24 protein-coding genes are annotated in these 26,005 nt (G+C 52.4%); 19 read left to right on the top strand and 5 right to left on the bottom strand.

The window, feature by feature from the left end; translation table 11 throughout:
* Positions 1-28 precede the first annotated feature (28 nt).
* Positions 29-250 (top strand): hypothetical protein, encoded by a 222-nt coding sequence (locus BUB06_RS00330; protein ID WP_010305272.1) that lies wholly within the window; start codon positions 29-31, stop codon positions 248-250.
* The gene (locus tag BUB06_RS00335; RefSeq protein ID WP_039472719.1) at positions 240-1,610 is read left to right on the top strand and encodes an APC family permease; all 1,371 of its coding nucleotides are present in this window, start codon (positions 240-242) and stop codon (positions 1,608-1,610) included. Before BUB06_RS00330 ends, BUB06_RS00335 begins: the two co-directional genes overlap by 11 nt.
* A gap of 249 nt (positions 1,611-1,859) precedes the next feature.
* Here BUB06_RS00335 and sbcB read toward each other — a convergent pair whose 3' ends face one another.
* A complete protein-coding gene (gene sbcB, locus BUB06_RS00340; RefSeq protein WP_039472721.1) occupies positions 1,860-3,287 on the bottom strand; it encodes an exodeoxyribonuclease I in 1,428 nt (475 codons plus the stop codon).
* 303 nt (positions 3,288-3,590) lie between these two features.
* Here sbcB and BUB06_RS00345 point away from each other — a divergent pair, with 303 nt between their 5' ends.
* The 5 genes from BUB06_RS00345 (at position 3,591) to tmaR (ending at position 7,720) form a co-directional block, all read left to right on the top strand.
* Positions 3,591-4,535, top strand: coding sequence for a siderophore ABC transporter substrate-binding protein (locus BUB06_RS00345; protein ID WP_394297198.1), 945 nt, complete (start codon positions 3,591-3,593; stop codon positions 4,533-4,535).
* A 22-nt stretch (positions 4,536-4,557) separates the two neighbouring features.
* Positions 4,558-5,520 carry an ABC transporter permease gene (locus BUB06_RS00350; RefSeq protein ID WP_039472724.1) on the top strand — a complete coding sequence of 321 codons (963 nt, stop codon included), beginning with the start codon at positions 4,558-4,560 and terminating at the stop codon, positions 5,518-5,520.
* The gene (locus BUB06_RS00355; RefSeq protein ID WP_039472726.1) at positions 5,507-6,514 is read left to right on the top strand and encodes an iron chelate uptake ABC transporter family permease subunit; all 1,008 of its coding nucleotides are present in this window, start codon (positions 5,507-5,509) and stop codon (positions 6,512-6,514) included. Before BUB06_RS00350 ends, BUB06_RS00355 begins: the two co-directional genes overlap by 14 nt.
* Positions 6,511-7,269: an iron ABC transporter ATP-binding protein gene (locus BUB06_RS00360; protein ID WP_039472730.1), complete on the top strand. Its 759-nt coding sequence runs from the start codon at positions 6,511-6,513 to the stop codon at positions 7,267-7,269. The genes BUB06_RS00355 and BUB06_RS00360 overlap by 4 nt, the downstream gene beginning before the upstream one ends.
* 133 nt (positions 7,270-7,402) lie before the next feature.
* Positions 7,403-7,720 carry a PTS system regulator TmaR gene (gene tmaR, locus BUB06_RS00365; RefSeq protein ID WP_005967626.1) on the top strand — a complete coding sequence of 106 codons (318 nt, stop codon included), beginning with the start codon at positions 7,403-7,405 and terminating at the stop codon, positions 7,718-7,720.
* Positions 7,721-7,855: 135 nt separating this feature from the next.
* On the opposite strand, the gene BUB06_RS00370 is transcribed toward tmaR, so the two are convergent.
* The 3 genes from BUB06_RS00370 to BUB06_RS00380 all read right to left on the bottom strand — a co-directional run bounded on the left by BUB06_RS00370 (position 7,856) and on the right by BUB06_RS00380 (position 10,569).
* On the bottom strand, positions 7,856-8,686 hold the full coding sequence (locus tag BUB06_RS00370) for an ABC transporter permease (RefSeq protein WP_039473331.1): 831 nt from the start codon (positions 8,684-8,686) through the stop codon (positions 7,856-7,858).
* 12 nt (positions 8,687-8,698) lie between these two features.
* Positions 8,699-9,535: an ATP-binding cassette domain-containing protein gene (locus BUB06_RS00375; protein WP_072886112.1), complete on the bottom strand. Its 837-nt coding sequence runs from the start codon at positions 9,533-9,535 to the stop codon at positions 8,699-8,701.
* A 110-nt stretch (positions 9,536-9,645) separates the two neighbouring features.
* Complete coding sequence (locus tag BUB06_RS00380; protein ID WP_039472731.1) at positions 9,646-10,569, bottom strand: LysR substrate-binding domain-containing protein; 924 nt, start codon at positions 10,567-10,569, stop codon at positions 9,646-9,648.
* Between the two features lie 106 nt (positions 10,570-10,675).
* On the opposite strand from BUB06_RS00380, the gene betC reads away from it, so the two are divergent.
* The 9 genes from betC (at position 10,676) to BUB06_RS00425 (ending at position 22,212) form a co-directional block, all read left to right on the top strand.
* Complete coding sequence (gene betC / locus BUB06_RS00385) at positions 10,676-12,220, top strand: choline-sulfatase (RefSeq protein ID WP_039473334.1); 1,545 nt, start codon at positions 10,676-10,678, stop codon at positions 12,218-12,220.
* Positions 12,220-13,167 carry a choline ABC transporter substrate-binding protein gene (gene choX, locus BUB06_RS00390; protein WP_039472734.1) on the top strand — a complete coding sequence of 316 codons (948 nt, stop codon included), beginning with the start codon at positions 12,220-12,222 and terminating at the stop codon, positions 13,165-13,167. Before betC ends, choX begins: the two co-directional genes overlap by 1 nt.
* Positions 13,168-13,394: 227 nt before the next feature.
* Positions 13,395-15,671 carry a ComEC family protein gene (locus BUB06_RS00395; RefSeq protein WP_039473336.1) on the top strand — a complete coding sequence of 759 codons (2,277 nt, stop codon included), beginning with the start codon at positions 13,395-13,397 and terminating at the stop codon, positions 15,669-15,671.
* A 37-nt stretch (positions 15,672-15,708) separates the two neighbouring features.
* Complete coding sequence (gene msbA / locus BUB06_RS00400; protein ID WP_039473337.1) at positions 15,709-17,457, top strand: lipid A ABC transporter ATP-binding protein/permease MsbA; 1,749 nt, start codon at positions 15,709-15,711, stop codon at positions 17,455-17,457.
* Complete coding sequence (gene lpxK / locus BUB06_RS00405) at positions 17,454-18,455, top strand: tetraacyldisaccharide 4'-kinase (protein ID WP_039472736.1); 1,002 nt, start codon at positions 17,454-17,456, stop codon at positions 18,453-18,455. The genes msbA and lpxK overlap by 4 nt, the downstream gene beginning before the upstream one ends.
* 111 nt (positions 18,456-18,566) lie before the next feature.
* A complete protein-coding gene (locus BUB06_RS00410; protein ID WP_005967647.1) occupies positions 18,567-18,749 on the top strand; it encodes a Trm112 family protein in 183 nt (60 codons plus the stop codon).
* Entirely contained in the window at positions 18,746-19,498 is a 753-nt protein-coding gene (kdsB, locus tag BUB06_RS00415; RefSeq protein WP_039286895.1) for a 3-deoxy-manno-octulosonate cytidylyltransferase, read from the top strand. The genes BUB06_RS00410 and kdsB overlap by 4 nt, the downstream gene beginning before the upstream one ends.
* Positions 19,499-19,803: 305 nt before the next feature.
* Complete coding sequence (gene pelN / locus BUB06_RS00420) at positions 19,804-21,117, top strand: pectate lyase PelN (protein WP_039472738.1); 1,314 nt, start codon at positions 19,804-19,806, stop codon at positions 21,115-21,117.
* Between the two features lie 201 nt (positions 21,118-21,318).
* A complete protein-coding gene (locus BUB06_RS00425; protein ID WP_039472742.1) occupies positions 21,319-22,212 on the top strand; it encodes a YcbJ family phosphotransferase in 894 nt (297 codons plus the stop codon).
* Here BUB06_RS00425 and elyC read toward each other — a convergent pair.
* On the bottom strand, positions 22,164-23,012 hold the full coding sequence (gene elyC / locus BUB06_RS00430) for an envelope biogenesis factor ElyC (protein WP_039472744.1): 849 nt from the start codon (positions 23,010-23,012) through the stop codon (positions 22,164-22,166). The genes BUB06_RS00425 and elyC overlap by 49 nt on opposite strands.
* Positions 23,013-23,179: 167 nt before the next feature.
* On the opposite strand from elyC, the gene cmoM reads away from it, so the two are divergent.
* Genes cmoM through mukE form a run of 3 tightly spaced genes read left to right on the top strand, consistent with a single transcriptional unit; the run spans position 23,180 to position 25,990 of the window.
* The gene (gene cmoM, locus BUB06_RS00435; protein ID WP_010309622.1) at positions 23,180-23,965 is read left to right on the top strand and encodes a tRNA uridine 5-oxyacetic acid(34) methyltransferase CmoM; all 786 of its coding nucleotides are present in this window, start codon (positions 23,180-23,182) and stop codon (positions 23,963-23,965) included.
* On the top strand, positions 23,962-25,287 hold the full coding sequence (gene mukF / locus BUB06_RS00440; protein WP_010309619.1) for a chromosome partition protein MukF: 1,326 nt from the start codon (positions 23,962-23,964) through the stop codon (positions 25,285-25,287). Before cmoM ends, mukF begins: the two co-directional genes overlap by 4 nt.
* On the top strand, positions 25,268-25,990 hold the full coding sequence (mukE, locus tag BUB06_RS00445; RefSeq protein ID WP_010309617.1) for a chromosome partition protein MukE: 723 nt from the start codon (positions 25,268-25,270) through the stop codon (positions 25,988-25,990). Before mukF ends, mukE begins: the two co-directional genes overlap by 20 nt.
* The last annotated feature ends 15 nt before the right edge of the window (positions 25,991-26,005 follow it).

Genomic DNA, 26,005 nt, shown 5'->3' on the forward strand with positions numbered 1-26,005 from the left:
GCCTGTGAGCACAGTGAGGAAAGGAAAGATGGGGCAATTAACACGTTTCGCACCGGTGCCCGCCGGTTTGTGCTGCAAAGGTATTGGTTATGGCGCGACGCAGTCGCAAGTTATCTCTGGTGCTGTTACAGCCACCTCTTCTCATCGTGATTCAGGCGAATCCTGTATCCACTCCCTTATTTTTAGTGCGTTCGCCGACAACAGTGCTGCCTTTGCTGTGACTGACGGAGGTGTGCGCCATGTCGCTTGATTCTCAACTGCCTAATGCTGGCGCAAAGCGTGCCCAGTTAAAAAGAACGCTCACGCTGTGGCCTGTCGTTATGATGGGGCTGGCGTACATGCAGCCGATGACCATTTTTGATACCTTCGGTATCGTGTCTGGCCTGACCGACGGCCATGTGGCGACTGCTTATGCGTTTGCGCTGATCGCCATTCTGTTCACGGCGCTGAGCTACGGCAAATTGGTAAAACGTTTCCCGTCTGCGGGTTCTGCGTATACCTACGCGCAAAAAGCGATTAGCCCGCACGTCGGGTTTATGGTCGGCTGGTCGTCGCTGCTGGACTATCTGTTCATGCCGATGATTAACATCCTGCTGGCGAAAATCTATCTGGAAGCGATCTTCCCCGGCGTACCGTCATGGATTTTTGTGGCGGCGCTGGTCGGTTTGATGACGCTGTTTAACCTGCGTGGCATCAGTCTGGTTGCTAACCTGAACTCCATTATCGTGGTGGTGCAGGTTGCGATCATGGCGGTATTCCTCGGTCTGGTGATTCACGGTGTTTATCTGGGTGAAGGTGCCGGTACGCTAACTAGTACGCGTCCGTTCTGGTCTGAGAATGCCCACGTAGTGCCGATGATTACTGGGGCAACCATTCTCTGTTTCTCGTTCCTGGGTTTTGACGGCATCAGTTCTCTGTCGGAAGAAACGCAGGATGCAGGCCGAGTGATTCCAAAAGCCATCTTCCTGACGGCGCTGATTGGCGGCGTGATCTTTGTTGCCGTGGCGTACTTCCTGCAACTGTATTTCCCGGATATTTCGCGCTTTAAAGAGCCGGATGCGTCTCAGCCTGAAATCATGCTGTATGTCGCGGGTAAATTCTTCCAGTCCGTTATTCTGGTGTTCTCCTGCGTCACGGTGCTGGCATCGGGTATGGCCGCACATGCAGGCGTGTCTCGCCTGATGTATGTGATGGGTCGTGACGGTGTATTCCCAGAGCGCTTCTTCGGTTACATCCACCCGAAATGGCGTACGCCGTCTTTGAACGTCTTGCTGGTTGGCGTCATTGCACTGTCTGCGGTGTCGTTCGATCTGGTGACGGCAACCGCGCTGATCAACTTCGGTGCGCTGGTGGCGTTTACGTTCGTGAACCTGTCGGTCATTTCACAGTTCTATATTCGCGAACGCCGTAACCGCACAGTGAAAGACACCATTAATTTCCTCGTGATGCCTGTGTTGGGCGCGTTGACGGTGGGGGCGCTGTGGGTGAATCTGGAAGCCAGTTCGATGACGCTGGGTCTGGTGTGGGCAACGATTGGATTGCTCTATCTGGCATTCGTGACGCGCAGCTTCCGTCAGCCAGTACCGCAATGTAGTGAAGAGCCGGTTTAAATAAGCTGACGGCTTACATAAAAGAGAAAAGCGGAGCCAATGTGCTCCGTTTCAGACTGTTGACAAACCTATTTTCTGAACGAGAACGGGAGTAACGGAATAGAAGAGTAAAGCGTTTGCGCCAGGGATGGCGCAATCCGAGCGTACAGGGATGTATTTACAGCGTCTTTACGATCTATCCGTTACTACCGCTCAACAGACTTTGTCAGCAACCTCCAGCGGAGCCAGTGCGCTCCGCTTTTTTATGCTTTAGCCCACTAGTTCCTGCGCATAGGCGTACAGCGCTTTTAGCTGTGCCATCTTCTCTTTATCGTCTTCATGCAACTGATACAGGTTGCTGAGTTCCGACAGATAGGACTGCAAGCGCTCCGGCGTAAATACCGCACGCCGATGTTGCAACCAACGCTGCTGTTCCCGGTCGTCCAGCGTGCCGGGGAAATTGCGGGCACGGTAGCGGAAGAACAGTGGTTCCAGACGATTATCGGCAAATGTGAGATCCAACGCAGGAAGGTTCTGCGGGGCGGTCTCCTGAATAATCTTCATCGCCATGCGGTCGGCATCGCCAAAGAAGCCATCATAAAGCCGCAGATCGACATCATCAGAAGCGGCGAAAGCAGGGGCATCGGCAAACAGTTCCACCACTTTTTCTCTGACGCTCGCGTTGTTACGCAGCACGGCCAGATTGTCTAAACAGCGTTGACGATCGATGCCTAATCTTTCTGCGTCTTCTGGCCGTAAGGTATTGGCCGGCGCTAAGACCGGACATTTGTTGATGTGCACTAGCTTAAGTGGAACCGCGCTCTGATTGGCTTCCAGTGCATCCCGGCGGGTGTATAACCGCTCACGCAATGCTTCGCTGTCCAGCTCCAGCAGCGGCGTCATATCGCCAGCCAAATCGCACATGATGACCGCATTACGGTTGTCCGGGTGCCAGGCGAGCGGCACAACCCAACTGGTGTTGCTCCTTGCCGCGCCAAACATGCCAGACACGTGAACGAGCGGCTTCATTTGCGGGATATCAATCAGCGCGGAAATTTTGTTTTTGTTACGCAACGGGAACAGATAGTCAAACAGCTTGGGCTGAGCTTGCTTAAACAGTTTCGCCATAGCGATGGTGGCATAAACGTCTGACATTGCATCGTGCGCTTGCTCGTGCGCGATGCCGTTGGCTTTTGTCAGATGTTCAAGGCGAAAACTGGGCAGGCCGTCATCATTTTCCGGCCAGACGATACCTTCCGGCCGCAGGGCATAGCAGGCGCGTAACGCATCCAGCAAATCCCAGCGGGAATTCCCGTTTTGCCAGCTGTAGGCATAAGGATCGTAGAAGTTGCGATAGAAAATATTGCGGCTGACTTCATCATCAAAGCGAATGTTGTTGTAGCCCATGATGCAGGTGCCGGGCACGCTGAATGCCTCGTGGATCTGACGAGCGAACTCCGCTTCATTGACGCCTTTTGCCAGCGCGATCTGCGGCGTAATGCCGGTGATCATCACCGCTTCTGGTTCCGGCAGGTAATCATCCGACGGACGGCAATAAATGACGAGCGGCTCACCGATAATATTGAAATCCATATCGGTACGGACACCCGCAAACTGCGCGGGGCGATCGCGCGCCGGATGCTTACCGAACGTCTCGTAGTCGTGTATGAAAAAAGTGGGTTGTGTTTTCTCGGCCATATATGCAGTTAGCTACGTGTGCGCGCTAAGCCTGAAATCAGGCAAAACAATCTGGAAAACGGCAAGGATACCATTGAATCGACTTTTCTGTGGCGCTTTCCTGATTTGCATCACTTCCCTGACTTACATCAATAGGAGGGTAGACATAATCGCTAGGCATGACTGTGTCCATTCGGTTACAATTTTCGTTTTAATGCGAATGATAATTAAATTCTTTATTGCCGCGTAGCGTCCGCTGCGGGGTAGCATTCGGCGACAAACAGCGAAATGGAGAACACACTTATGCGGTTAAATGCGGTGCGATTGAATGCAACGTTTGCAGTGAAGGCGACGTTATTGGCATCTATGTTTGTTCTGGCCGGCTGCGATCAGCAGGCATCGTCTTCAGAAGGAAGCCACACGGTCAGCATTGAGCATGCGCAGGGCACCACTCAGGTTCCACAGCCGCCGAAGAAAGTGATTGTGTTCGATCCTGCCTCATTGGATACGCTGGATGCACTGAAGGTCGACGGGATTGCCGGTGTACCGAAAAGCAGCACGCCGCTGCCTGCGTTTTTATCAAAATATAACAGCGATACTTACCTGAACGCCGGGACGCTGTTTGAACCTGCCTATGAAGCGCTCAGCAGCGCTAAACCCGATCTAATTATTGCCGGTGGACGTACGCGTGACGCTTACGACAAGCTGAGCGGTATTGCACCGACGATCTCGATGGATGTGGATGAGCACCAGTTTATGGCGAGCTTTATCCAACGCATCGAGCAACTGGGCACCATCTTCGGCAAAGAAGATGAAGCGAAAAAACAGATTGATGACTTTAAACAACAGATCGCCCAAACGCGCGCCAAAACAGAAAACGCGGGCAATGCGCTGGTTCTGATGATTAGCGGCGGCAAGATGTCGGCCTACGGTCCTAAGTCGCGCTTTGGCTTCGTGTTTGATGAGCTGGGCTTCAAACCAGCGACCGAATTCCCTGAATCCGGGCGTCATGGCAACGTGGTGACCTCAGAATTCTTACTGAGTGTGAACCCGGAATGGCTGTTCATCCTCGATCGTGACAGCGCGATTGGTCGCCCGGGCGGGGAATCGGCCCAGCAGGTGCTGGATAACCCGCTGATTCACAAAACTAACGCCTGGAAAAACAATCGCGTGATCTATCTGGATTCTGCATCGCTGTATATCGCTGGGGGGCTGCAAAGCTATAAAAACCTCGTGACTACCGTCAGCGACGCGTTAGATAAGCAATAACGGCAGGGTTACGGCAGAATCAATGAAGTCTTTTTACTATTCGCTGGGTCTTGCGTTTCTGGCCTGCATGATCGTTGTCAGCCTGTTTGTTGGGGCAGGGCAACTGAACATGCAGGCCGTCTGGAACGACTCGGAAATGCGCGATATTTTCTTTATCAGCCGCGTTCCCCGCACGCTAGCTTTGCTACTGGCAGGCAGCGCCATGAGTGTGGCGGGTCTCATCATGCAGTTGCTGACGCAAAACCGTTTTGTCGAACCGTCTCTGGCAGGGACCACACAGTCGGCTAGCTTAGGTTTGCTGGTGGTGATGATCGCCGTGCCCGGCGCGACGATTTTCACCAAAATGGTGGTGGCGAGCCTGTTCGCTTTAGCGGGTACCTTCCTGTTCATGATGCTGCTACAGCGAATTGTGCTGAAATCCGCACTGGTGGTGCCGCTGGTCGGCATTATGCTGGGTGCGGTTATCAGTTCAATCACCACGTTTGGCGCGATGTATTTTGATCTGCTACAGGCGCTCGGCAGTTGGGAATCTGGTGATTTCTCCGGTGTCTTGCAAGGGCGTTACGAGCTGCTCTGGCTGGTTGGTGCGTTAACGTTGGTGGCCTGCTGGATTGCTGACCGCTTCACGGTCGCAGGCATGGGGCGTGAATTTTCCGTCAATGTCGGCCTCAACTATCGGCAGGTGATGATGATGGGGCTGAGCATTATCGCCATCGTCAGCGGTGTAGTAGTCGTGGTGGTTGGCAGCCTGCCGTTTATCGGACTGATCGTGCCGAACTTGATCAGCATGATGATGGGCGACAATGTGCGCAAAACGATCCCGTGGGTGTGCCTGCTTGGCGGCGGTCTGGTGCTGTGCTGCGACATTATCAGCCGCGTGATTCGCTATCCTTTCGAGATTCCAGTGAGCGTAATTCTTGGCGTCATTGGCGCTGCCGTTTTCCTTCTCTTATTGCTAAGCCAGAAACGCCATGTCAGTCAATGAACGTAATACGGTGCTGACCGGAGCCGTCAGCGAAAAACGTGCGAGGTTATCGCCGACGCAGCGGTTGATGTGGCTGGCTGGCGCGGCTGTCGTGGTGATCGTGCTGTTTATGACCATCAACCTAGGCAGCAACCTGCGCTACATTTTAACGCACCGTGGGCTGATGCTGACGACGATGCTGTTGGTGGCATTTGCCGCCAGCGCGTCGACGGTGCTGTTCCAAACGGTGACGAATAACCGGGTGCTGACGCCGTCGATTATGGGGTTTGAAGCCCTGTTTATCCTGATTCAGACCTCGCTGGTGTTTGTTTTCGGCATTAGCGGTATTCCGGGTCTGGGCGTTGAAGGCAAATTCGTTCTTGAGACGCTGCTGCTCATTCTCTTCTCCGCGCTGCTGTATCGCTGGCTGTTCACCGGCAGCCGCAATAACCTGCATCTGGTTTTACTGGTCGGGATTATCTGCGGCACGCTGTTTCGCAGCATGGCGGGCTTAATGCAGCGTCTGCTGACGCCCGGTGAGTTCGCCATCCTACAGGGGCGGATGTTTGCCACTTTTACCCGTACCGTGCCTGAACTGGTGGCGCTGTCGGTTGGCATTACGCTGGTGGTCGCGGTGGTGATCTGGCGCATGCGCTTTCGGTTTGATGTGTTGGCGTTGGGACGTAATAACGCGATTAACCTGGGTATCGACTACAAGCGCAGCGTCACGATCATTCTGCTGCTGGTTTCCGTGCTGGTGGCCATTTCAACGGCGCTGGTCGGTCCGCTTACCTTCTTAGGTTTTATGGTCGCAAACCTTGCCTATTTAGTGATTGGCTCCAGCCAGCATCGCCTGTTGCTGCCCGCGGCTTTCCTGCTAGGCGTGATTTCACTGGTTGGCGGACAGTTGGTGCTTGAGCATCTGCTGGATATGTCTGGGGCGCTGTCGGTCGTGATCGAATTTGTGGGTGGATCGCTGTTTATTGTGTTGCTACTGAAAAAGGTTTCCGTGTGATTGAGATCGGCAATGTAACTAAAACGTATAATAACGTGACGGTATTGAATAATGTCACGGCGACGGTGCCTCGTGGTGGCGTCACGTCGATTATCGGTCCGAATGGTGCAGGGAAGTCGACATTGTTGTCCATCATCAGTCGCCTGCTGGACGCGGATCGCGGACAGGTCAAAGTTAACGGCATGGACGTGATGACCACGCCAAGCGATAAGCTGGCGACGTGTTTGTCCGTGCTGCGTCAGGAAAATCAGTTTACCAGTCGCTTAACGGTAGCGGAGCTGGTAGGGTTTGGTCGCTATCCTTATACCAAAGGGCGGCTGAATGCTGACGATCGTGAACGTATCAGCGCCGCGCTGGCGTTCCTCAATCTGACCGAATTGAAAGATCGCTTTTTAGATGAGCTTTCCGGCGGCCAGCGGCAGCGTGCCTATGTCGCGATGGTGCTGTGTCAGGACACGGAATACGTGCTGCTGGATGAACCGCTGAATAATCTGGATATGAAGCACGCCGTAGCGATGATGAAGCAGATTCGCCGTGCGGCCGACGAGCTAGGCAAAACCATCGTGCTGGTTATCCACGATATCAACTTTGCTTCCGCCTATTCGGATTACATTATTGCGATGCGCAAAGGGCAGATCATCTACACGGGAAAACCGGAAGACATTATGGTATCCGAGGTGTTGGAAGATATTTTCGATACGGAAGTGGTCATTGAGCAGGTTCATAACCAGCGTATCGCGGTATATTATCGTTGATAGTTTGATGACAGATTATCCGCTCAGTGAGGTGTTAGCGCAAAGGGCGTAAGCACTGCTTGAAAGACGCTGGGTATAACCTGTATGGTGAATGCATAAAGAATTTATGTATGACTTAAGGTAAGGGTAAAAGATGGATAAGGACACTAAGCCGTGTTTCCAGGATGTGCTGGAATTCGTGCGCATGTTTCGTCGTAAAAACAAACTTCAGCGTGAAATCGTCGACAACGAGAAGAAAATTCGTGATAACCAGAAGCGTGTTCTGCTGCTGGATAACCTGAGCGAATATCTTAAACCTGGCATGTCCATTGAGGACGTACAGAACATCATCGCTAACATGCGCGGTGATTATGAAGACCGCGTTGATGACTACATCATCAAAAACGCCGATCTGTCGAAAGAACGCCGTGAACTGTCTAAAAAGCTGAAAGCGATGGGCGAAGTTAAGTAACCTGACGCGCCGTTTTTGACGGTAAACAGCTACGGTAAATAGCTACTGTAAAAGGATCGCTTCTGCGGTCCTTTTTCTTTTGCTGTGCTCAGCCCCTTAACAAAGCCTGTCGGCGATCCTGATTAAAACAGCACGCTAGCGTTCCCTGTGCCGAACAAAGCTGGCGGAAAGCCGGTCGAGCAAAATGGCCATCAGCACCACCACCATCCCACTTTGTAACCCCAAGCCGATATCAAGCTGCTGAATGCTACTGAGAATGTCATTGCCCAGCCCGCCTGCACCCACCATGGAGGCAATGATCACCATCGACATAGCCATCATAATGGTCTGGTTCACCCCCGCCATGATTGACGGTTGAGCGGCGGGTAATTGTACTTTCCACAGCAGTTGCCACGGCGTACAGCCAAAGGCGACACCGGCTTCAATACGGGCAGCATTTACCTGACGGATCCCTAAATCGGTCAGACGTACGACTGGCGGCATGGAGAATAAAATGGTGGCGAAAATACCTGGCGGTCGACCCAATCCAAACAAGATCGTCGCGGGAATCAGATAAACAAAGGCGGGCATGGTCTGCATAAAATCCAACAGCGTGCGCACTAGGCTGCCAACGACCGCGCGCCGTGCGCTCCAGATGCCCAGAGGAATACCGAACAGCAGGCTGAAAAAAGTGGAAGAGAGCGTTAGCGCGAGAGTGATCGATGCGTGTTCGCTGTACCCGCTATAGATGATGTAGAGCGTAGCAAGCAATGCGAACAGCGCGAACCCTTTTCCGATACGCCAGAGCCCGATACCCACGGAGAGGATTACCAGCCCCCACGGCGTTAACCATCCGGTGAGCGTCTCCATTCCTCCAGCAAAGGCATCAATACTTGCTGCCAGCGCGTCAAAAAAGCCACCAGCATGCGACAGCATGGCGTGGATTGCGCGGTCAATCTGGCGACTAAAATCTAATGGATAGGTCATAAATTTACCTTCTCAGGGCGCCATCCCGGTATCGACATAACTTTCCGCCAGTTGCCAGCGTGAGGTGTCCACGCCGGAGAAAAAATGGCGCACGTAGGGCGTTGCAGGCGTATTAATCAGGGTTTCCGCCTGGCCGACCTGCACCAGATTGCCCTGTTCCATGATGGCAATGCGTGTTCCCAGCCGTAGTGCTTCTTCCATGTCATGTGTGACAAACACGATGGTGCGCCGCTGCTGCGCCTGTAGCGTCAGCAATAGCGACTGCATTTCCCGACGAATGATGGGATCCAGCGCGGAGAACGCTTCATCCATCAACAGCACTGACGGGTTCACAACCAGCGCTCTGGCAAGCCCGACACGCTGCTGCATCCCACCGGAAAGCTGGTGGGGATAATGGTTTGCTACCTGACCGAGCCCGACCTGCTCCAGCATATCCTGTGCTTTCTGGTAACGGGTTGCACGACTCACTCCGGCGACTTCCAGACCGAATGCCACGTTATCCAATACCGTGCGCTCATCGAAAAGCGCGAAAGACTGGAAAACCATGCCCATTTTTTGACGACGTAAGGCGATCATTTGTGCGGATGAGAGTGATGACAGTTCCTGGCCGTCAAACCACACCGAACCGTCAGTGGGGGGAATCAGAAAATTCAGTGTGCGTAAAAGCGTCGACTTTCCTGAACCTGAAAGGCCAACGATGACAAAAATTTCGCCCGGATAAATTTGCAGATTAATATTATTCAAGGCATTAACTGACGTTTGCTGTTTAGCCCGAAAAAAAAGACCGCCTTTTTCTTCGCTGTAATAATTTTTATTGATTGCACGCAATTCGATAATTGGCTCTGACATGGCCATATCACCTATTTTCTGAGAATCATTATACGCTAACCTAAAATAACCAGGCCAAGTTAAATATTTTATTGCAGAGAATAGAACTATTCCGTATTAGCTTAGCGATATTATTGCAATGCGTTCTTTTTAAGATGGAAATTCCATGCCTCATCTAATAACCATGCTTTTACTTTTTCCTGCTGAGCTGATGACGGCTTTCCACTGGCGGAGATTAAGTAATATCCCCGTTCGGTTCGCATTTCTGGCCCACAACGGAAAAGCTGTTTGCTGGCAAGAAAAGAGTCAATTAAGGAGCGCCAGCCGAGAGCAATGCCTTGACCTTCAATAGCGGCCTGAATCACCAGAGAGTAAGCGTTAAACGTACGCGATGCCGTATGTTGCTGGCTGATAACCTGATGTTGTCGAAACCAGTCTTCCCACGTTAACCAGCGCTGTGGATGCGTTTCCGGCAGTTTTATTAACGGATATCCCAGCAGTTTATCAGGCGAGGGATTGGCACCGATCTCATCGATAAGATTTTGATTGCAAACGGGAACAACGTCTTCAGGAAACAGGCGCTGCGCCTGCGTGCCCGGCCAATTTCCGCTACCAAAATAGATGGCCAGATGGGCATTGTTGTCGCGGAAGTTGTAGTCGTTGGGCGAGGTGGAAATTTGTACCTCTACGCCGGGGATCAGTGCCTGAATGTCGTTCAGACGTGGCAGCAGCCAGTAACTAGCGAACCCCATATCGGTATCGATTCGCAATGTGCTCCGCTGGTAGCGCGTGCGTTCCAGTTGTTCGCTGATATCGTTAAGACAAGAGCGAACAATTTGATAAAGCCCATTACCTGATTCGGTGAGTTCCACACCACGATGACGACGTTCAAATAACGGCGTATTCAGGAGATTTTCAAGCAGTTGAATGCGCTGACTCACGGCAGGTTGAGAAAGACTCAGCTCATTTCCCGCTGCGGTGAAATTGCCATGACGCGCTGCCGCCTCAAACACCACTAATACCTGTAACGGCGGTAATTGTAATTTTCTTGCCATAATCTGACCTTATCTCATGATAATAAAATACCCCCTTCACAGAATGAAAAGGGCGTGCGATAAAAATATCACGATTCATTTAATCAATTTTAATTTCTGGCTGACTATGCTTATAAATAAACCGAATATCGTTATTCTCATGGCCGATCAATTAACGGCATCGGCATTACGAACGTATGGAAATAATGTCAGTCTGACCCCGAATATTGACAGGCTCGCGCGTGAAGGTGTGGTATTTGAATCAGCGTATTGCAACAGTCCGCTGTGCGCGCCGTCGCGGGCGTCATTAATGACGGGCCAGCTCATCTCACGTAATGCCGTATTCGATAACGCAGCCGAGTTTCACGCCGATTCGCCGACGTTTTGTCACTATCTGCGTGAGCAGGGTTACCGTACCTGGCTTTCCGGCAAGATGCATTTTTGCGGCCCTGACCAACTGCACGGCTTCGATGAACGGCTGACGACGGATATCTATCCTGCGGATTTTGGCTGGACACCTGACTGGCGTCACCCGGAGCGGCGTCTGGATTGGTACCACAATATGAGTTCGGTGCTGGAGGCGGGCGAATGCGTGCGAACCAACCAGCTTGATTTTGATGATGAAGCCCTGTTTTTGGCGCGGCAACGGTTGTATGACGCCGCCCGTCGCCCTGAGGACCAGCCGTTCCTGCTGTTGCTGTCGTTGACGCATCCACACGACCCATTTGCTATTCCCCGCCGATATCTCGACCGATTCAACGCCGAGGATATCGACTTGCCGAGAACACAGGCTGGTGACGTTGAGGACGATCCTCATTCCGCCCGTCTGAGGGCAATGTATCAACTGGAGGAGGGGCTACTTAGCGAAGATGACATCCGTCGGGCCCGTCATGCCTATTACGGCGCGATGGCCTATGTGGATGACTGTTTTGGTGAGATTGTGCGCACGCTGGAAGAAACCGGGCTTGCAGACGATACCATCGTTTTTGTGGTCGCCGATCACGGTGAAATGCTGGGTGAACGCGGTCTGTGGTACAAGATGACGTTCTTTGAAAATGCGGTTCGCATTCCGTTTATTGTGCATAACCCGAAACGTTTCGTGCCGCGTCGTATCACAGAGAACGTTTCGTTGGTCGATTTGCTGCCCACTCTGTGCGACCTGGCGAGCGGTGAGGATCGCTCAGCGCGGGCGATTGCGCCGCTGGATGGACGCAGTTTAGTGCCGCATTTGCGTGGAGAAACAGGCCCAGATGGCGTATACAGCGAATATCTGGCAGAGGGAGCAATAGGGCCAATGGTGATGATTCGCCGCGGGCCGTGGAAATACATTCACTCCCTGAGTGAAGCGCCGCAGTTGTTCAATCTGCAACAGGATCCGTATGAAAAGCGCAATCTGGCAGCAGATAGTGAATATCAGGATACCGTTGAGAGCTTTGCTAAAGAAGTGGCCGCACGTTGGCAGTTAGACAACCTGAACCAGCAGGTGCTGGCGAGCCAGCAAAAGAGATTGTTTTTAACCCGCATCGCGGGCCGTGATGCGATCCCTAAATGGGGCTATCAGCCTCATCAGGAGGCTTCGCAGCGCTATATCCGCAACCATCAAACACTGGACGAGCAAGAAGCCTTTGCTCGCTACCCACAGCCGTTAAAAAAATCAATCGGGGAAGAATAATGAAGCAGAAATCATTGTCGGTATTCATGCTGTTGGCCGGTGCTGCGCTATTGCCTGTGACCAGTTTCGCCGCGGAAGATCCACGCTGTGCGGTGGTCACGCAATCCGATCCCGGCTGGACGGATATCGCGGCAACCAACGCGGTGTCTGGTGTTGTGCTCAAGGCGCTGGGCTATCAGCAGAAGGTACAGAATCTTTCCGTCGCGCTGGCTTTTCAGGGGCTGAAAACCGGGCAAGTTGATGTGTTCCTCGGTAACTGGATGCCCGCGCAGGAACCGGTTATCAGCAAATATACCGCAGAGGGTTCAATCAAGGTGCTCGGGGCGAATCTCCCGGCCGCCAAATTCACACTGGCGGTGCCGGAGTATGTTGCAGAGGCTGGAGTAAAAGACTTTGCCGATTTACAAAAATACGCCGATAAGTTCGACCACAAAATATACGGTATCGCGCCCGGTGCGCCAGCCAATCAAAATATTAAAAAGATGCTGGATAAACAGGATTTCGGGCTGCAAGGCTGGAACCTCGTGGAATCCAGTGAGAGTGGGATGCTGGCACAGGTCACCCGTGCGACGAGCCGCAATCAGTGGGTGGTTTTCCTCGGTTGGGAGCCGCACGCGATGAATACGCGCTTCAAACTTAAATATTTAAGCGGTGGGGATGCCTATTTCGGCCCTAACTATGGCAGCGCGACGGTGAATACGGTGACGCGTAAGGACTTCGCCACGCAGTGCCCGAATGTTAACCGTTTTTTCAGTCAGTTAACGTTTGATGTCGCGCTGGAGAACGCCATTATCACCAGCATTCTGGATGATAAACAAACTGCCGAAGACGCGGCGCGCGCAGAATTGGCGAAGCACCCAGAACGGCTTTCAAGCTGGCTTAACGGCGTAACCAACCGCGAAGGTCAGCCTGCTGAAGCTATCGTGAAAAAAGCGCTCGGGATTTAATGTGGTACGCCGTAGCCAGATTGTTGTCATCGTACCGCCTGGGGAAACGCAGGAAGCAGAAAATGGAATCAGGCTCACAGAGTCGACGTCGTTTGCTGACAGTTAGCCGTTTTCTTGCGAAGCGTTTCCCTACCTGAATTTTTCGTCCTGTTGCATCAGCTTGGGTTACTGCAACATGCCAGGACGAACCACAGGGAAGAGGGAAGGGTGTGTCATGGCAAGGGATGATGTCAGTCAATAGTCTGGCTTGGGCGAGCGTGCTGGGTATTCTGCCGTTACTTTTTTTACCGCAGATCCCAGCACCAACGCTGCTGTGGTGGGGAATTGGGCTATCCACCTGCGTGATGTTAGTCGGATATCGTCACGCGGGGATACGCGGTGTGGCGCTTGTTGCCATGAGTTTTTGCTGGGCATCGTTGAATGCTCAAACCTTACTGCTACAAATTGAGCGCGTTACGCAGGGGCAGGTTAACGCTGTCGTGACGATAAGTAGCATACGGTTCAATGAGCATGATGATGATGATTGGATCACGGTTCGGCTGGAAGAGATAAATCAGCACAGAATCTTCCCTCCATTATATGCCCAACTGACCTTATCACCGGCAATGGAAAACTGGTGTGGTGGTCAACGTTGGGCAATCACTGCCAGTTTACGACCTATTCACAGTCGACTAAATGAAGGCGGTTTTGATAGCCAACGCTGGGCGATAGCCAAACGGCAACCGGTGTCGGGTCGTGTGCTAACGGCAACGGTGGTTGACAGTCATTGTGATTTTCGCCAGCGCACGATTGTACAGGCGGAGCAGCAGGTGCGGGGACTAGCGTGGCGTTCTGTTTTACTAGCGCTGACGTTTGGTGAGATGAAAACGGTTAGCCCAGAGCTCAAGGCGCTACTTCAGAATACCGGGACGATGCACCTGATGGCGATCTCTGGCCTCCATATCGTGCTTGCGGGTCTGGTTGGCTGGGGAATAGCGCGGGCGTTACAGTATGGTTTTCCCGTGCAGTGGATTGGCTATCGCTTTCCATTACTGACGAGCGCCGTGGTTGCCTGGGGATATGTCTGGCTGGCAGGAGGAAATCCGCCTGCGGTGCGATCTGCACTGGCGCTTAGCGTATGGGTTTGCCTAAGAATGTGGAGTATCAACGGCTCAGCCTGGCAGGTCTGGCTATGGTGTGTCGCGTTGATTCTGGTCAGCGATCCATTGAGCGTGCTGTCAGACAGTTTTTGGCTATCTTGCCTTGCCGTCGCGTCGCTGATTTTCTGGTTTCAGTGGGCACCACTTCCTCATCGGCTACAGACCCGGCGGCGGTGGTTCTGGCTGCGCTGGATCCACCTGCAAACGGGAATCACGCTGCTATTGATGCCCTTACAACTTCATATTTTCCACGGTTTCAGTATCACCTCTCTGCCCGCAAATCTTTGGGCTGTGCCTTTGGTGTCCTTCGTTACTACCCCGCTCATTTTGCTGGCATTGAGCACAATGGCATTTGTGCCGCTGAGTGAAATGCTCTGGTGGCTGGCGGATATTTCGCTGCGTGTGGTATTCGCCCCGCTGACGTATCTACAGACAGGGTGGGTGTATCTTGATGCATCGCTGCTGCTAGGAAGCGTCGCGGGCTGGGGTGTGGTTGTGATATGGCGCTTTAGCTGGTGGCGCATCCATCCGGCGAGTGTCGGTGCTCTGATTCTGGTTTTATTGGTCTTTCGCATAAAGACTGATGAGCCTGATTGGCGTGTGGACATGCTGGATGTCGGTCATGGTCTGGCGATTGTGATCGAACAGCGTGGGAAAGCGGTGCTATACGACACGGGAAACCGCTGGGAAGGCGGCGATATGGCGACGCGAGAAATTCTACCCTACCTGCGATGGCGGGGCGTCGACGTGGAAAACATTATTCTGAGCCACAGCCATAGGGATCACATCGGCGGGCTGGAAACGCTACGGATGGCTTACCCTAAAGCGACGATATATAGCGCGACCAACACGATGAATCATCGTTCTTGCCAACGTGGTGAGCGTTGGCGCTGGCAGGATCTCACGTTTACCGTGCTGTGGCCGTTAGCGCTCGTAGAACGGGCGGAAAATAACGACTCCTGCGTTATCCGTGTTGATGATGGAAAATACAGTGTCCTGCTGACGGGTGATCTGGAGTCGGATGCAGAAAACGCATTGATTAGGTTAGATCGCAGTGCCCTGCGTGCGAATTTGTTACAAATCCCTCACCATGGCAGTAAGACATCATCATCACCTCCCTTTATTCGTGCAGTTAATGCCGAGTTTGCTATGGCTTCTGCAGCGCGTTATAACCCGTGGCGATTGCCTTCAGTAAAGATTGTTGAACGATATCGGCAATATGGCTACTCATGGCTGGATACCGCGGCATACGGGCAACTAAGTGCACGTTTTTTCAGCGATTCATGGCACATTCTGCGGTTCAGGGATCACATATCACCCCGTTGGTATCATCAGTGGTTTGGCGTAGAGCGGTATAATGAGTAAAATGGTCGGCTATTTCTTCCCGATTCAGGTTCACTACATGCTGAATGATAAAGATCTCTCCACCTGGCAGACCTTTCGCCGCCTATGGCCGATGATCTCTCCTTTTAAAGCAGGGCTTGCTGCTGCTGCCATCGCACTCATCATTAACGCAGCTGGCGATACATTGATGCTCTCGCTGTTGAAACCCTTGCTGGATGAAGGGTTCGGTAAAGCTGAGCGTTCCGTATTGCTCTGGATGCCGCTGGTTGTCATTGGGTTGATGCTAGTAAGAGGGCTCTCTGGGTTTGTCTCCAGCTACTGTGTTGCCTGGGTTTCAGGCAAAGTAGTGATGAATATGCGTCGTCGTTTGTTCTCCCATATTATGGGGATGCCGGTGTCGTTCTTCGATCAGCAGTCAACCGGGACGCTGTTATCCCGCATTACCTATGATTCGGAACAGGTTGCGGCCTCTTCATCCGGCGCGCTGATTACGGTTGTCAGGGAAGGGGCATCGATTATCGGCCTGTTCATTCTGATGTTCTACTACAGCTGGCAGCTTTCCATCATCCTGATTGTTATTGCGCCGATCGTGTCAATTGCCATGCGCATGGTGTCCAAGCGATTCCGAAGTATCAGTAAAAACATGCAGGATACGATGGGGCACGTTACCACCAGCACGGAGCAGATGCTTAAAGGCCACAAAGAAGTGCTGATGTTTGGCGGCCAAGGAGTTGAAACTAAACGTTTTGATCAGGTCAGTAATCGGATGCGTCAGCAGGGCATGAAGATGGTGTCCGCTTCGTCGATTTCCGATCCCATCATTCAGTTGATTGCTTCGCTGGCACTGGCGTTTGTGCTATATGCCGCCAGCTTCCCCAGCGTGATGGAAACGCTAACGGCCGGTACGATCACGGTGGTGTTCTCTTCCATGATTGCGCTGATGCGCCCGCTAAAATCACTGACCAACGTGAACGCGCAGTTCCAACGCGGGATGGCTGCATGCCAGACGCTGTTTGCGATTCTGGACATGGAACAGGAACGTGATACTGGCAAACTGGAAATCGAACGTGCGAAAGGTGAACTCGAATTCCGCCAGGTAAATTTCGCTTATCCGGGAAGAGAAAATCTGGCGCTCAAGAATATCAATCTGCATATTCCTGTGGGTAAAACGGTGGCGTTGGTTGGCCGCTCTGGTTCGGGTAAATCGACCATTGCCAGTTTAATCACCCGTTTTTACGATATTCAATCAGGCGAGATTCTGCTCGATGGCCATGATTTACGCGAGTATCGCCTGCCTTCCTTACGTAATCAGGTCGCGTTGGTTTCTCAAAACGTACATTTGTTCAACGATACGGTAGCGAACAACATCGCCTATGCCCGCAATGAGCACTATAGCCGTGAGGAAATTGAGCGTGCGGCGACAATGGCGTATGCGATGGATTTCATTAATAAGATGGAACACGGTCTGGATACGGTCATTGGTGAAAACGGCGTAATGCTTTCCGGCGGACAACGGCAGCGTATCGCAATTGCCCGTGCGCTGTTGCGTGATAGCCCGATCCTGATATTGGATGAAGCCACGTCGGCGCTGGACACGGAATCTGAACGTGCGATTCAGTCTGCATTAGACGAGCTGCAAAAAGATCGTACCGCGCTGGTGATTGCACATCGCCTTTCCACGATTGAAAAGGCAGATGAAATTCTGGTAGTTGAAGACGGCAGAATCATCGAGCGTGGTAACCATGCGGCGTTGCTGGCGGCGAACGGTGCCTATGCTCAGTTGCATAAAATGCAGTTTGGCGAATGATTGAGCGCATCTGGTCCGGGCGGTCGCCGCTCTATTGGCTGCTGCTGCCGCTTTCGTGGCTATACGGACTCATCACGTTTCTGATTCGTCAGAGCTATCGGTTGGGGTGGCGGAAAAGCTGGCGATCGCCTGTTCCCGTTGTGGTCGTGGGGAATCTGACGGCTGGCGGCAATGGGAAAACACCGGTAGTCATTTGGCTCGTCGAACAGCTGCAACGCAGAGGCTATCGTGTCGGCGTGGTGTCACGCGGTTACGGTGGGAAGGCTGAACGTTATCCGCTGCTGCTGGATGAGTCGGTAACGACGGCGCAGGCAGGTGATGAGCCGGTGCTGATTTTCCAGCGTACTGGGGCACCTGTTGCGGTCGCTCCCCGTCGGCGGGATGCCGTGAGTGCGTTATTAGCACAGCACACGCTAGATGTGGTGATCACCGACGATGGATTACAGCACTATGCGTTGGAAAGAGATATCGAGCTGGTGGTGATTGACGGGGTGCGGCGTTTTGGCAACGGATGGTGGCTGCCCGCAGGCCCAATGCGGGAAAGAGAAAGCCGTCTGGCATCAGTGGATGCGGTTATTGTTAATGGCGGCACGCCACGAAAGAATGAGATAGGCATGACACTCACGGCGGGTATGGCGGTTAACTTGCTTTCCGGTGAATCGCGCCCGCTGAGCCAGTTGCATGATGTCATTGCGATGGCGGGCATCGGACATCCTCCGCGTTTTTTTGCTACGCTGCGTGATGCTGGTGTTCGCATTGCACGTGAAGTCGCCTTTGCTGACCATCAATCGTACCAGCCAGAACAGCTCGACTCGCTGACTCAGGATGCGACGCAGCCACTGCTGATGACGGAAAAAGATGCCGTAAAATGTAAGGCGTTTGCTCAGGATAACTGGTGGTATCTGCCTGTCGATGCCGTGTTAGCTGAGCCCTACGGCACGCAATTGCTCGACAAACTAGAAAATATGCTTAATCGAAATGCGGGCAGCAGAGCATAAATTAGTCTGCTATCACGGTTTCAGGTATCCCTTGTGGATATCACCTTATTAGATCGCTGTCATAGCGAGAAAGAACATGCCGGTCATCGATCGGCCAAAGATGGAGGAAGCATGGATCACCGTTTACTTGAGATTGTTGCCTGTCCTGTTTGTAATGGTCGGCTGTACTTTAATAAAGAGAAACTGGAACTGATATGCAAGGTCGATGGTTTGGCCTATCCAGTTCGTGATGGTATTCCTGTGCTGCTGGAAAACGAGGCGCGTAAACTCGGGGCTGATGAGATAACACAATGACCTTTACTGTGATCATTCCTGCGCGTTTTGCGTCAAGCCGACTGCCAGGTAAACCGCTGGCGGACATCAACGGCAAACCGATGGTCGTCCATGTGATGGAGCGGGCGCTGGAATCGGGGGCGCAGCGCGTTATTGTGGCCACCGATCACCCCGACGTCGAGGCTGCCGTGCAGCAAGCCGGTGGCGAAGTATGCCTGACCCGCGCCGATCATAATTCTGGCACAGAGCGTCTGGCTGAAGTCATCGAGCGTTACGGTTTTACCGATGACGACATCATCGTTAACGTTCAGGGCGACGAACCGCTCATTCCTTCCGTGATCATTCGTCAGGTGGCGGAAAACCTCGCTGCCAGTAAAGCAGGAATGGCAACGCTGGCGGTGCCGATTGAAACCAGCGAAGAAGCATTCAACCCGAATGCGGTAAAAGTGGTTACCGACGCTGAGGGATACGCGCTGTATTTTTCCCGTGCGACGATTCCCTGGGACAGAGAACGTTTTGCTCAGTCTAAGGAAACCATTGGCGATCACTTCCTGCGTCATATTGGCATCTATGCTTACCGCGCGGGCTTTGTGCGTCGTTATGTGAGTTGGGCACCGAGCCAACTGGAGCAAATCGAACTACTGGAGCAGCTACGTGTGCTGTGGTACGGCGAGAAGATTCACGTTGCGGTCGCCAAAGCCGTTCCTAGCGTCGGCGTGGATACCCCAGAAGATCTGGCCCGAGTGCGGCATGTCATGGCGAGTCAGTAATATCTATCACGCGATGCGGCGATGAATACGTCATGGGGGAATCTATTCTTGCCGGAATAGATTTTCTCCATGACGTTTTTTCTTTATACGACATATTATCTTTTAAGTTATTTAGCACTTATTTAGATAAGCATTCTTAAAAATTCTTAAATTACGCGGCATCGCTTTATTTATGCGGGTGGCTTATTCCTATCCTGAATTGATTCGTCGCGAGTGGAACTTTTATTTTCATCGTTAAATGCTACTATCAATTCGCCATGTTTTCGCATGGCGTTTTTGTTATTTCAACTAAGGACGGTAATGATATGAATGCTAAACATTATATCGCAAAAATTTTTCTCGGCGGTATGTTAATGGGGGCAGCAGCGGGCAGTAGCGCGGCGGTTTATTACATGGCACCCAACGGCAACGATGCGAACAACGGCAGTAAAAACTCCCCCTGGAAAACAATCGACCGCGCACAGAAAACATTAAACCCTGGTGACCGCCTGTGGATCCGTGGCGGTAAATACGTGTTTACCAAAGGGCTGAACGTCTGTACGACGCGCACCGATGTGGTGAATGCGATCACGCTGAGTAAGAGCGGTACTGAAGGTAAGCGCATTGAATATTGGGCCTCTAGCGGGGAAGTGCCGGTTTTTGATTTCAGCCAGATGCAGGATGATTGCCGGGTCAAAGGGTTCAACGTCGTTGCAGATTGGGTTTCCGTAAAAGGGCTGGAAATAACCGGTGTCCCACAGCGTAATAACCTTAACCATGAATCCTGGGGCGTGTGGATAAGGGGCAGCAATAATATATTCGAACAGTTGAATATCCACCATATTATGGGGACAGGGCTGTTTATTCAGCGTGGGGGGAATAACCTGGTATTGAATAGTGATTCTCACCATAATTACGATCCTCTGACCTCTAATGGTGCTGGCCAAAGTGGTGATGGTTTTGGTGCGCATATCCCTGCTAACCAACCGGGTAATATTTTCCGCGGTTGCCGGGCGTGGTCAAACTCGGATGATGGCTTTGATTTAATTAATGCCTATTCTCCGGTACTGATTGAAAATTCCTGGGCCTGGTCACACGGTTATTTACCAGGGACGACACAATCACTGGCTGCGGGTAACGGCAACGGTTTTAAAATCGGTGGCTACGGTGGCGTTTATGTGGCGAATGCGGTGAAACATACCGTGCGTAATTCGGTTGCGTTTTTAAATAAAGCGGCCGGATTTTATGCCAACCACCATCCGGTAGCGAACGATTTCTTCAACAACACGGGCTATAAAAATAACCCGAACTTTAATATCCGCGGCATCGATGCAAACGGAAAAGCGATTGGCCTGGGTACGCTGCGCAACAACGTTTCTCACGGCGGTAAGGACCTGTCGTTCTCCGACGGAGCGAACATGCGCTATAACTCGTGGGATCTGAAAATTGCAGTATCAGATTCTGACTTCGAGAGCGTGTCCGTGACCGGATGGGATGCACCGCGTCAGGCCGACGGTAGTTTACCAGTGCTGAAGAGTCTGCGTCTTGCTTCAGGTAGCGCGCTGATCAACAAGGGTGGCGATGTCAAACTGCCTTATAAAGGATCAGCCCCAGACCTGGGTGCCTTTGAACGCGAATAATCGTCGGGTGTTAACACGCTAGCCTGTCACTCACGATATTCCCTGCTGACGGGCAGGGAATATCGCTGCAGCAACCCCGGCAGGGTGTGCTCCCTGCCGTCATGAGATCCCCTTTTATTTGATCTGCGTTGAAGTATTTGTATTCTGCTCGCCGCATCATGGTGAGTGGAGCTATTTGGCTCAACTGAGGTATCGCCGTTTATGGAACAGTTGAAATCGGAACTCAGTACGGTGTTAGGGGAAAGCCTCAGCCGACTTGAGCGCATAAGCGAACAGCCGTATGCGGATCTGTATGCCTTGTATGATAAAGAAGGCAACGCCATTCCTTTGTTGGCTAAAAGTTATGTTTGTCAGGGCGTGGCACAGCAGGAAGCTTACAAACTCTCGATGCTGGCGCGTGAGGGCGACGTGCGTCTGCCAACCGTTTACGGGCTGGTGCTGACGCAACAGCAGCCTTATCGGGAACTGCTGCTGATTGAGCGTTTGCGCGGTGTGTCGGTGGAAGCGCCACCACGAAGCGGCCAGCGCTGGACCTTGCTGATGGACCAAATCGTTGAAAATGTATTGGCCTGGCACCGAATTGATAGCCATGGCTGCGTCGGTTCGGTGGACAGCACGCAGGACAATGATTGGTTCAGTTGGTATCAGCAGCGTCTGGAAGTCCTGTGGTCCACGTTGCTCAATGTCAATGCGCCGCAGCTTACGCAGCAGGACCGGAGCGTGCTTTATCGTTCGCGCCAGTGTTTAGAGATGCTGTTTGAGGATTTCGAAGATGGTTGTGTGCTGGTACACGGTAACCTTTCGCTGCGCAGTATGTTGAAGGACGCACGTAGCGATCAGCTATTGGCCATGATCAATCCGGGAATGATGCTGTGGGCACCCAGAGAGTACGAACTCTTCCGCCTTTGTGAATCCGGCATGCCGGAGCAGTTACTTTATCACTATCTAAAAAAGGCACCGGTATCTGAATCCTTTGTCTACCGGCGCTGGCTATATGTCATTTGGGAAGCGGTATCCCGCTATATCCACACGGGACAGCTGGACCGTCAGCTATTTGATGTGGCTTCCCGTGAGTTGTCCCCTTGGCTGGAGTGATCCTGCGGTTGTTCCGCATCATGCGGTGCTGCTGTGGTTCCCTTCAGTGCCTGCCAGAGGCGACCGAGCGTTTCGTACCAGGCTCGCTCGCTGTGCGATAAATAGTAAGCGGAAGGGAATACTTTTTCCCACGGGTTGAGCGCGGAGGTGATCGCCATCTGATTGGCTGGCGCGGGAATCGGCGCTAACCCCTGAGCCTGGAAGAATCGCATGGCGCGAGGTAAATGGTTGGCTGAGGTCACCAGCAAGAAAGGGCGTTCGCCAACAATCTTAGCGGTTGCTGCCGCTTCCTCTTCCGTATCCCTTGGCGTATCCAGAATGACGATGTCTTGCTGGGGAATGCCCAAGCTTTCGGCGACCAGCGCCGCGGTTTTCGCGCTGCTGACAGGGTTCCCCTGCGCGGCTCCACCGGTAAAAATCAATTTTGCGCCGGGATTGGCATGATAAAGGCGAACGCCTTCCGTGACGCGTGGGAGGCTGTTGCTAATGAGATTAGAACTGGGTGCCCATTCCGCGTTATAGGTATATCCCCCGCCTAGCACGACAATATACTCAGCTTTGCTCGCCTGTGGCGTTTGTCGCCAGGTTGGGTAGTGTGATTCCAGTGGTAACAACAGTCGATCGGCAACAGGCTGCAGGCTGAGCAGAATGAGCATCAGCCAACTGGCTAATATTATCGTTTTCCCCGTGCGCTGCCGCTGGGTAAACCAGAGCAGCAACAGGCCAACACCCATCAGAAGCAATAGCAATGGCAGGGGCTGCATAAGCCCACCGACGAACTTTTTGAGTGTGAAAAGCATAAAATTGCATTCCTTTTGAGTGAAAAACCCGCATTTGGGAAGATATCATGCGGTAAGGCCATTTATTCTAAGCCAGCCTGTGCCAAAATGGCAGGCTGGAAAAAAATCGCATCGCGCAGACATGTCCTGCACGAGATCCCCGTTTATATGATGCGGAACAATGACTGATGCAGGATCGCAATTTTAACGATATCGCCGAAAAATTTGCTCAGAATATCTATGGCACGACGAAGGGGAGACTTCGGCTGGCGGTATTGTGGCAGGATCTTAGCCATCTTTTGACACAGCTTCCTGCCCGGCCTTTGCGTATCCTTGATGCGGGAGGCGGTGAAGGGCAGATGGCCTGCCGTCTGGCAGCTTTAGGACATCAGGTCTTGTTGTGTGATGTTTCCGGTGAGATGATTCAGCGCGCCAAAAATGCGGCAGCGGAACAGGGCGTTACCCATAATATGCGTTTTGTGCAGTGTGCCGCACAGGATGTCGCGCAATATATGGACGGCCCCGCCGATCTGATATTGTTCCATGCGGTGCTGGAGTGGGTCGCGCAACCGCAGCAGGTACTGAAAATATTGTACGATTGCCTGTCGCCGGGAGGGGCATTGTCCCTGATGTTCTATAACCATCATGGGCTGTTGATGCGTAACATGGTGGTGGGCAACTTTGATTATGTGCAGGCCGGAATGCCTAAGGGTAAACGGCGCTCGCTCTCGCCGGATCACCCGTTGAACCCGCAAGAAGTATACGGCTGGCTTGATGAGATGGGGCTGACCATTAGCGGGAAAACCGGCGTGCGCGTGTTTCATGACTACTTGAAAAATAAACAGCAGCAAGTTGAGAAATTTGACGACATTCTGGAGATTGAACAGCGGTATTGTCGGCAAGAGCCTTTTGTGAGTTTGGGCCGTTATATCCATGTCATGGCGCATAAACCCCATTTGAAGGATGCATTATGAGTGATTTTTCCCAGACTGTACCCGAACTGGTCGCCTGGGCACGAAAAAACGATTTCTCCATTTCTCTCCCCACCGAACGCCTGGCGTTTTTGATGGCGATCGCTACGCTCAACGGCGAGCGCATGGATGGTGAAATGAGTGAAGGCGAGCTGATTGATGCCTTCCGTCATGTGAGTCAGGGATTTGATCAGACGAACGAAACCATTACCGTCCGCGCCAATAACGCGATTAACGATCTGGTGCGTCAGCGGTTGCTTAACCGCTTTACCAGCGAGCAGGCCGAAGGTAATGCGATTTATCGTCTGACTCCGCTGGGGATTGGCATTACCGACTATTACATTCGACAGCGTGAGTTCTCGACGCTGCGCCTTTCCATGCAGCTATCTATCGTGGCGCAAGAGCTCAGTCGCGCAGCTGATGCGGCGGAGGAAGACGGTGATGAGTTTCACTGGCACCGCAACGTATTTGCGCCGCTGAAATACTCCGTTGCAGAAATTTTTGACAGCATCGATCTGTCACAGCGCGTGATGGATGAGCAACAACAGGGCGTTAAAGACGACATCGCCGCGCTGTTAAATCAGGACTGGCGAGCAGCGATCAGTAGCTGTGAACAACTGCTGACAGAAACGTCATCGACGTTGCGTGAGCTGCAGGATACGCTGGAAGCCGCAGGCGACAAATTGCAGACGAGCCTGTTGAGCATTCAGGATGCGATTATGAATAACCCGCATAATCTGGAGTTTGTCGACAAACTGGTGTTTGACCTACAAAACAAACTCGATCGCATTGTGAGCTGGGGGCAGCAGACGATAGATTTGTGGATTGGTTATGACCGCCACGTACATAAGTTTATCCGTACCGCGATTGATATGGATAAAAACCGCGTCTTTGCCCAGCGGTTGCGTCAGTCGGTGCAGAGCTATTTCGATAGCCCTTGGGCGCTGACGTTCGCCAACGCCGATCGTCTGCTGGATATGCGTGACGAAGAACTGACGCTGCGTAGTGAAGAAGTCACCGGTGAACTGCCGCCGGAGCTGGAATACGAAGAGTTTAGTGAAATGCGCGAGCAGCTGATCGCGCTGGTCGAGCAGGCGCTGCATAAATATAAAGCGCAACAAATTCCGCTGGATTTGAGTGAAGTGATGCGTGAATACCTCGCGCAGCATCCTCGCTCGCGGCATTTTGATGTTGCCCGAATCGTGGTCGACCAGGCAGTACGTCTGGGCGTAGCCGAAACAGATTTCACCGGATTGCCTGCATTGTGGCAGGCGATCAATGATTACGGAGCCAAGGTGCAGGCCCATGTCATCGACAAATATTGAACAATTTATGCCAGTGAAGCTGGCAACCGCGCTGTCGAATAATCTCTTTCCTGCGCTGGACAGCCAATTGCGCGCCGGGCGCCATGTTGGCATTGAAGAACTGGAAAACCACGTATTTTTGATGGATTTCCAGGAGGTGCTGGAAGAGTTCTACAGCCGTTACAACGTGGAGCTGATCCGCGCGCCAGAAGGATTTTTCTATCTGCGTCCGCGCTCCACCACGCTGATCCCTCGCTCGGTGCTGTCTGAGCTGGATATGATGGTAGGGAAAATTCTCTGCTATCTCTATCTGAGCCCGGAGCGTTTGGCGCACGAAGGCATTTTCAGCCAGCAGGAGCTGTATGAAGAGCTGCTGAGTTTGGCGGATGAAAGCAAACTGCTGAAGTTGGTTAACCAGCGTTCGACCGGTTCCGATTTGGATCGCCAAAAGTTGCAGGAAAAAGTCAGAACCTCACTTAACCGCTTACGTCGGTTAGGTATGATCTACTTTATGGGCAATGACAGCAGCAAATTCAGAATTACTGAATCGGTGTTCCGCTTCGGGGCTGATGTGCGCAGCGGTGATGATGCCCGCGAAGCACAGCTACGCATGATTCGCGATGGTGAAGCGATGCCTGTTGAAGGTACGTTGTCGCTGAAAGATGACAGCGACGACAATGATCGCACCGATGATACCGCGCCAGAAACGGGCGAGGATGAATAAGTGTTGAGGATGAAC

Origin of the sequence: Pectobacterium carotovorum (genome assembly GCF_900129615.1) — a bacterium.
In the GTDB taxonomy this organism is placed as follows: Bacteria; Pseudomonadota; Gammaproteobacteria; order Enterobacterales; family Enterobacteriaceae; genus Pectobacterium; species Pectobacterium carotovorum.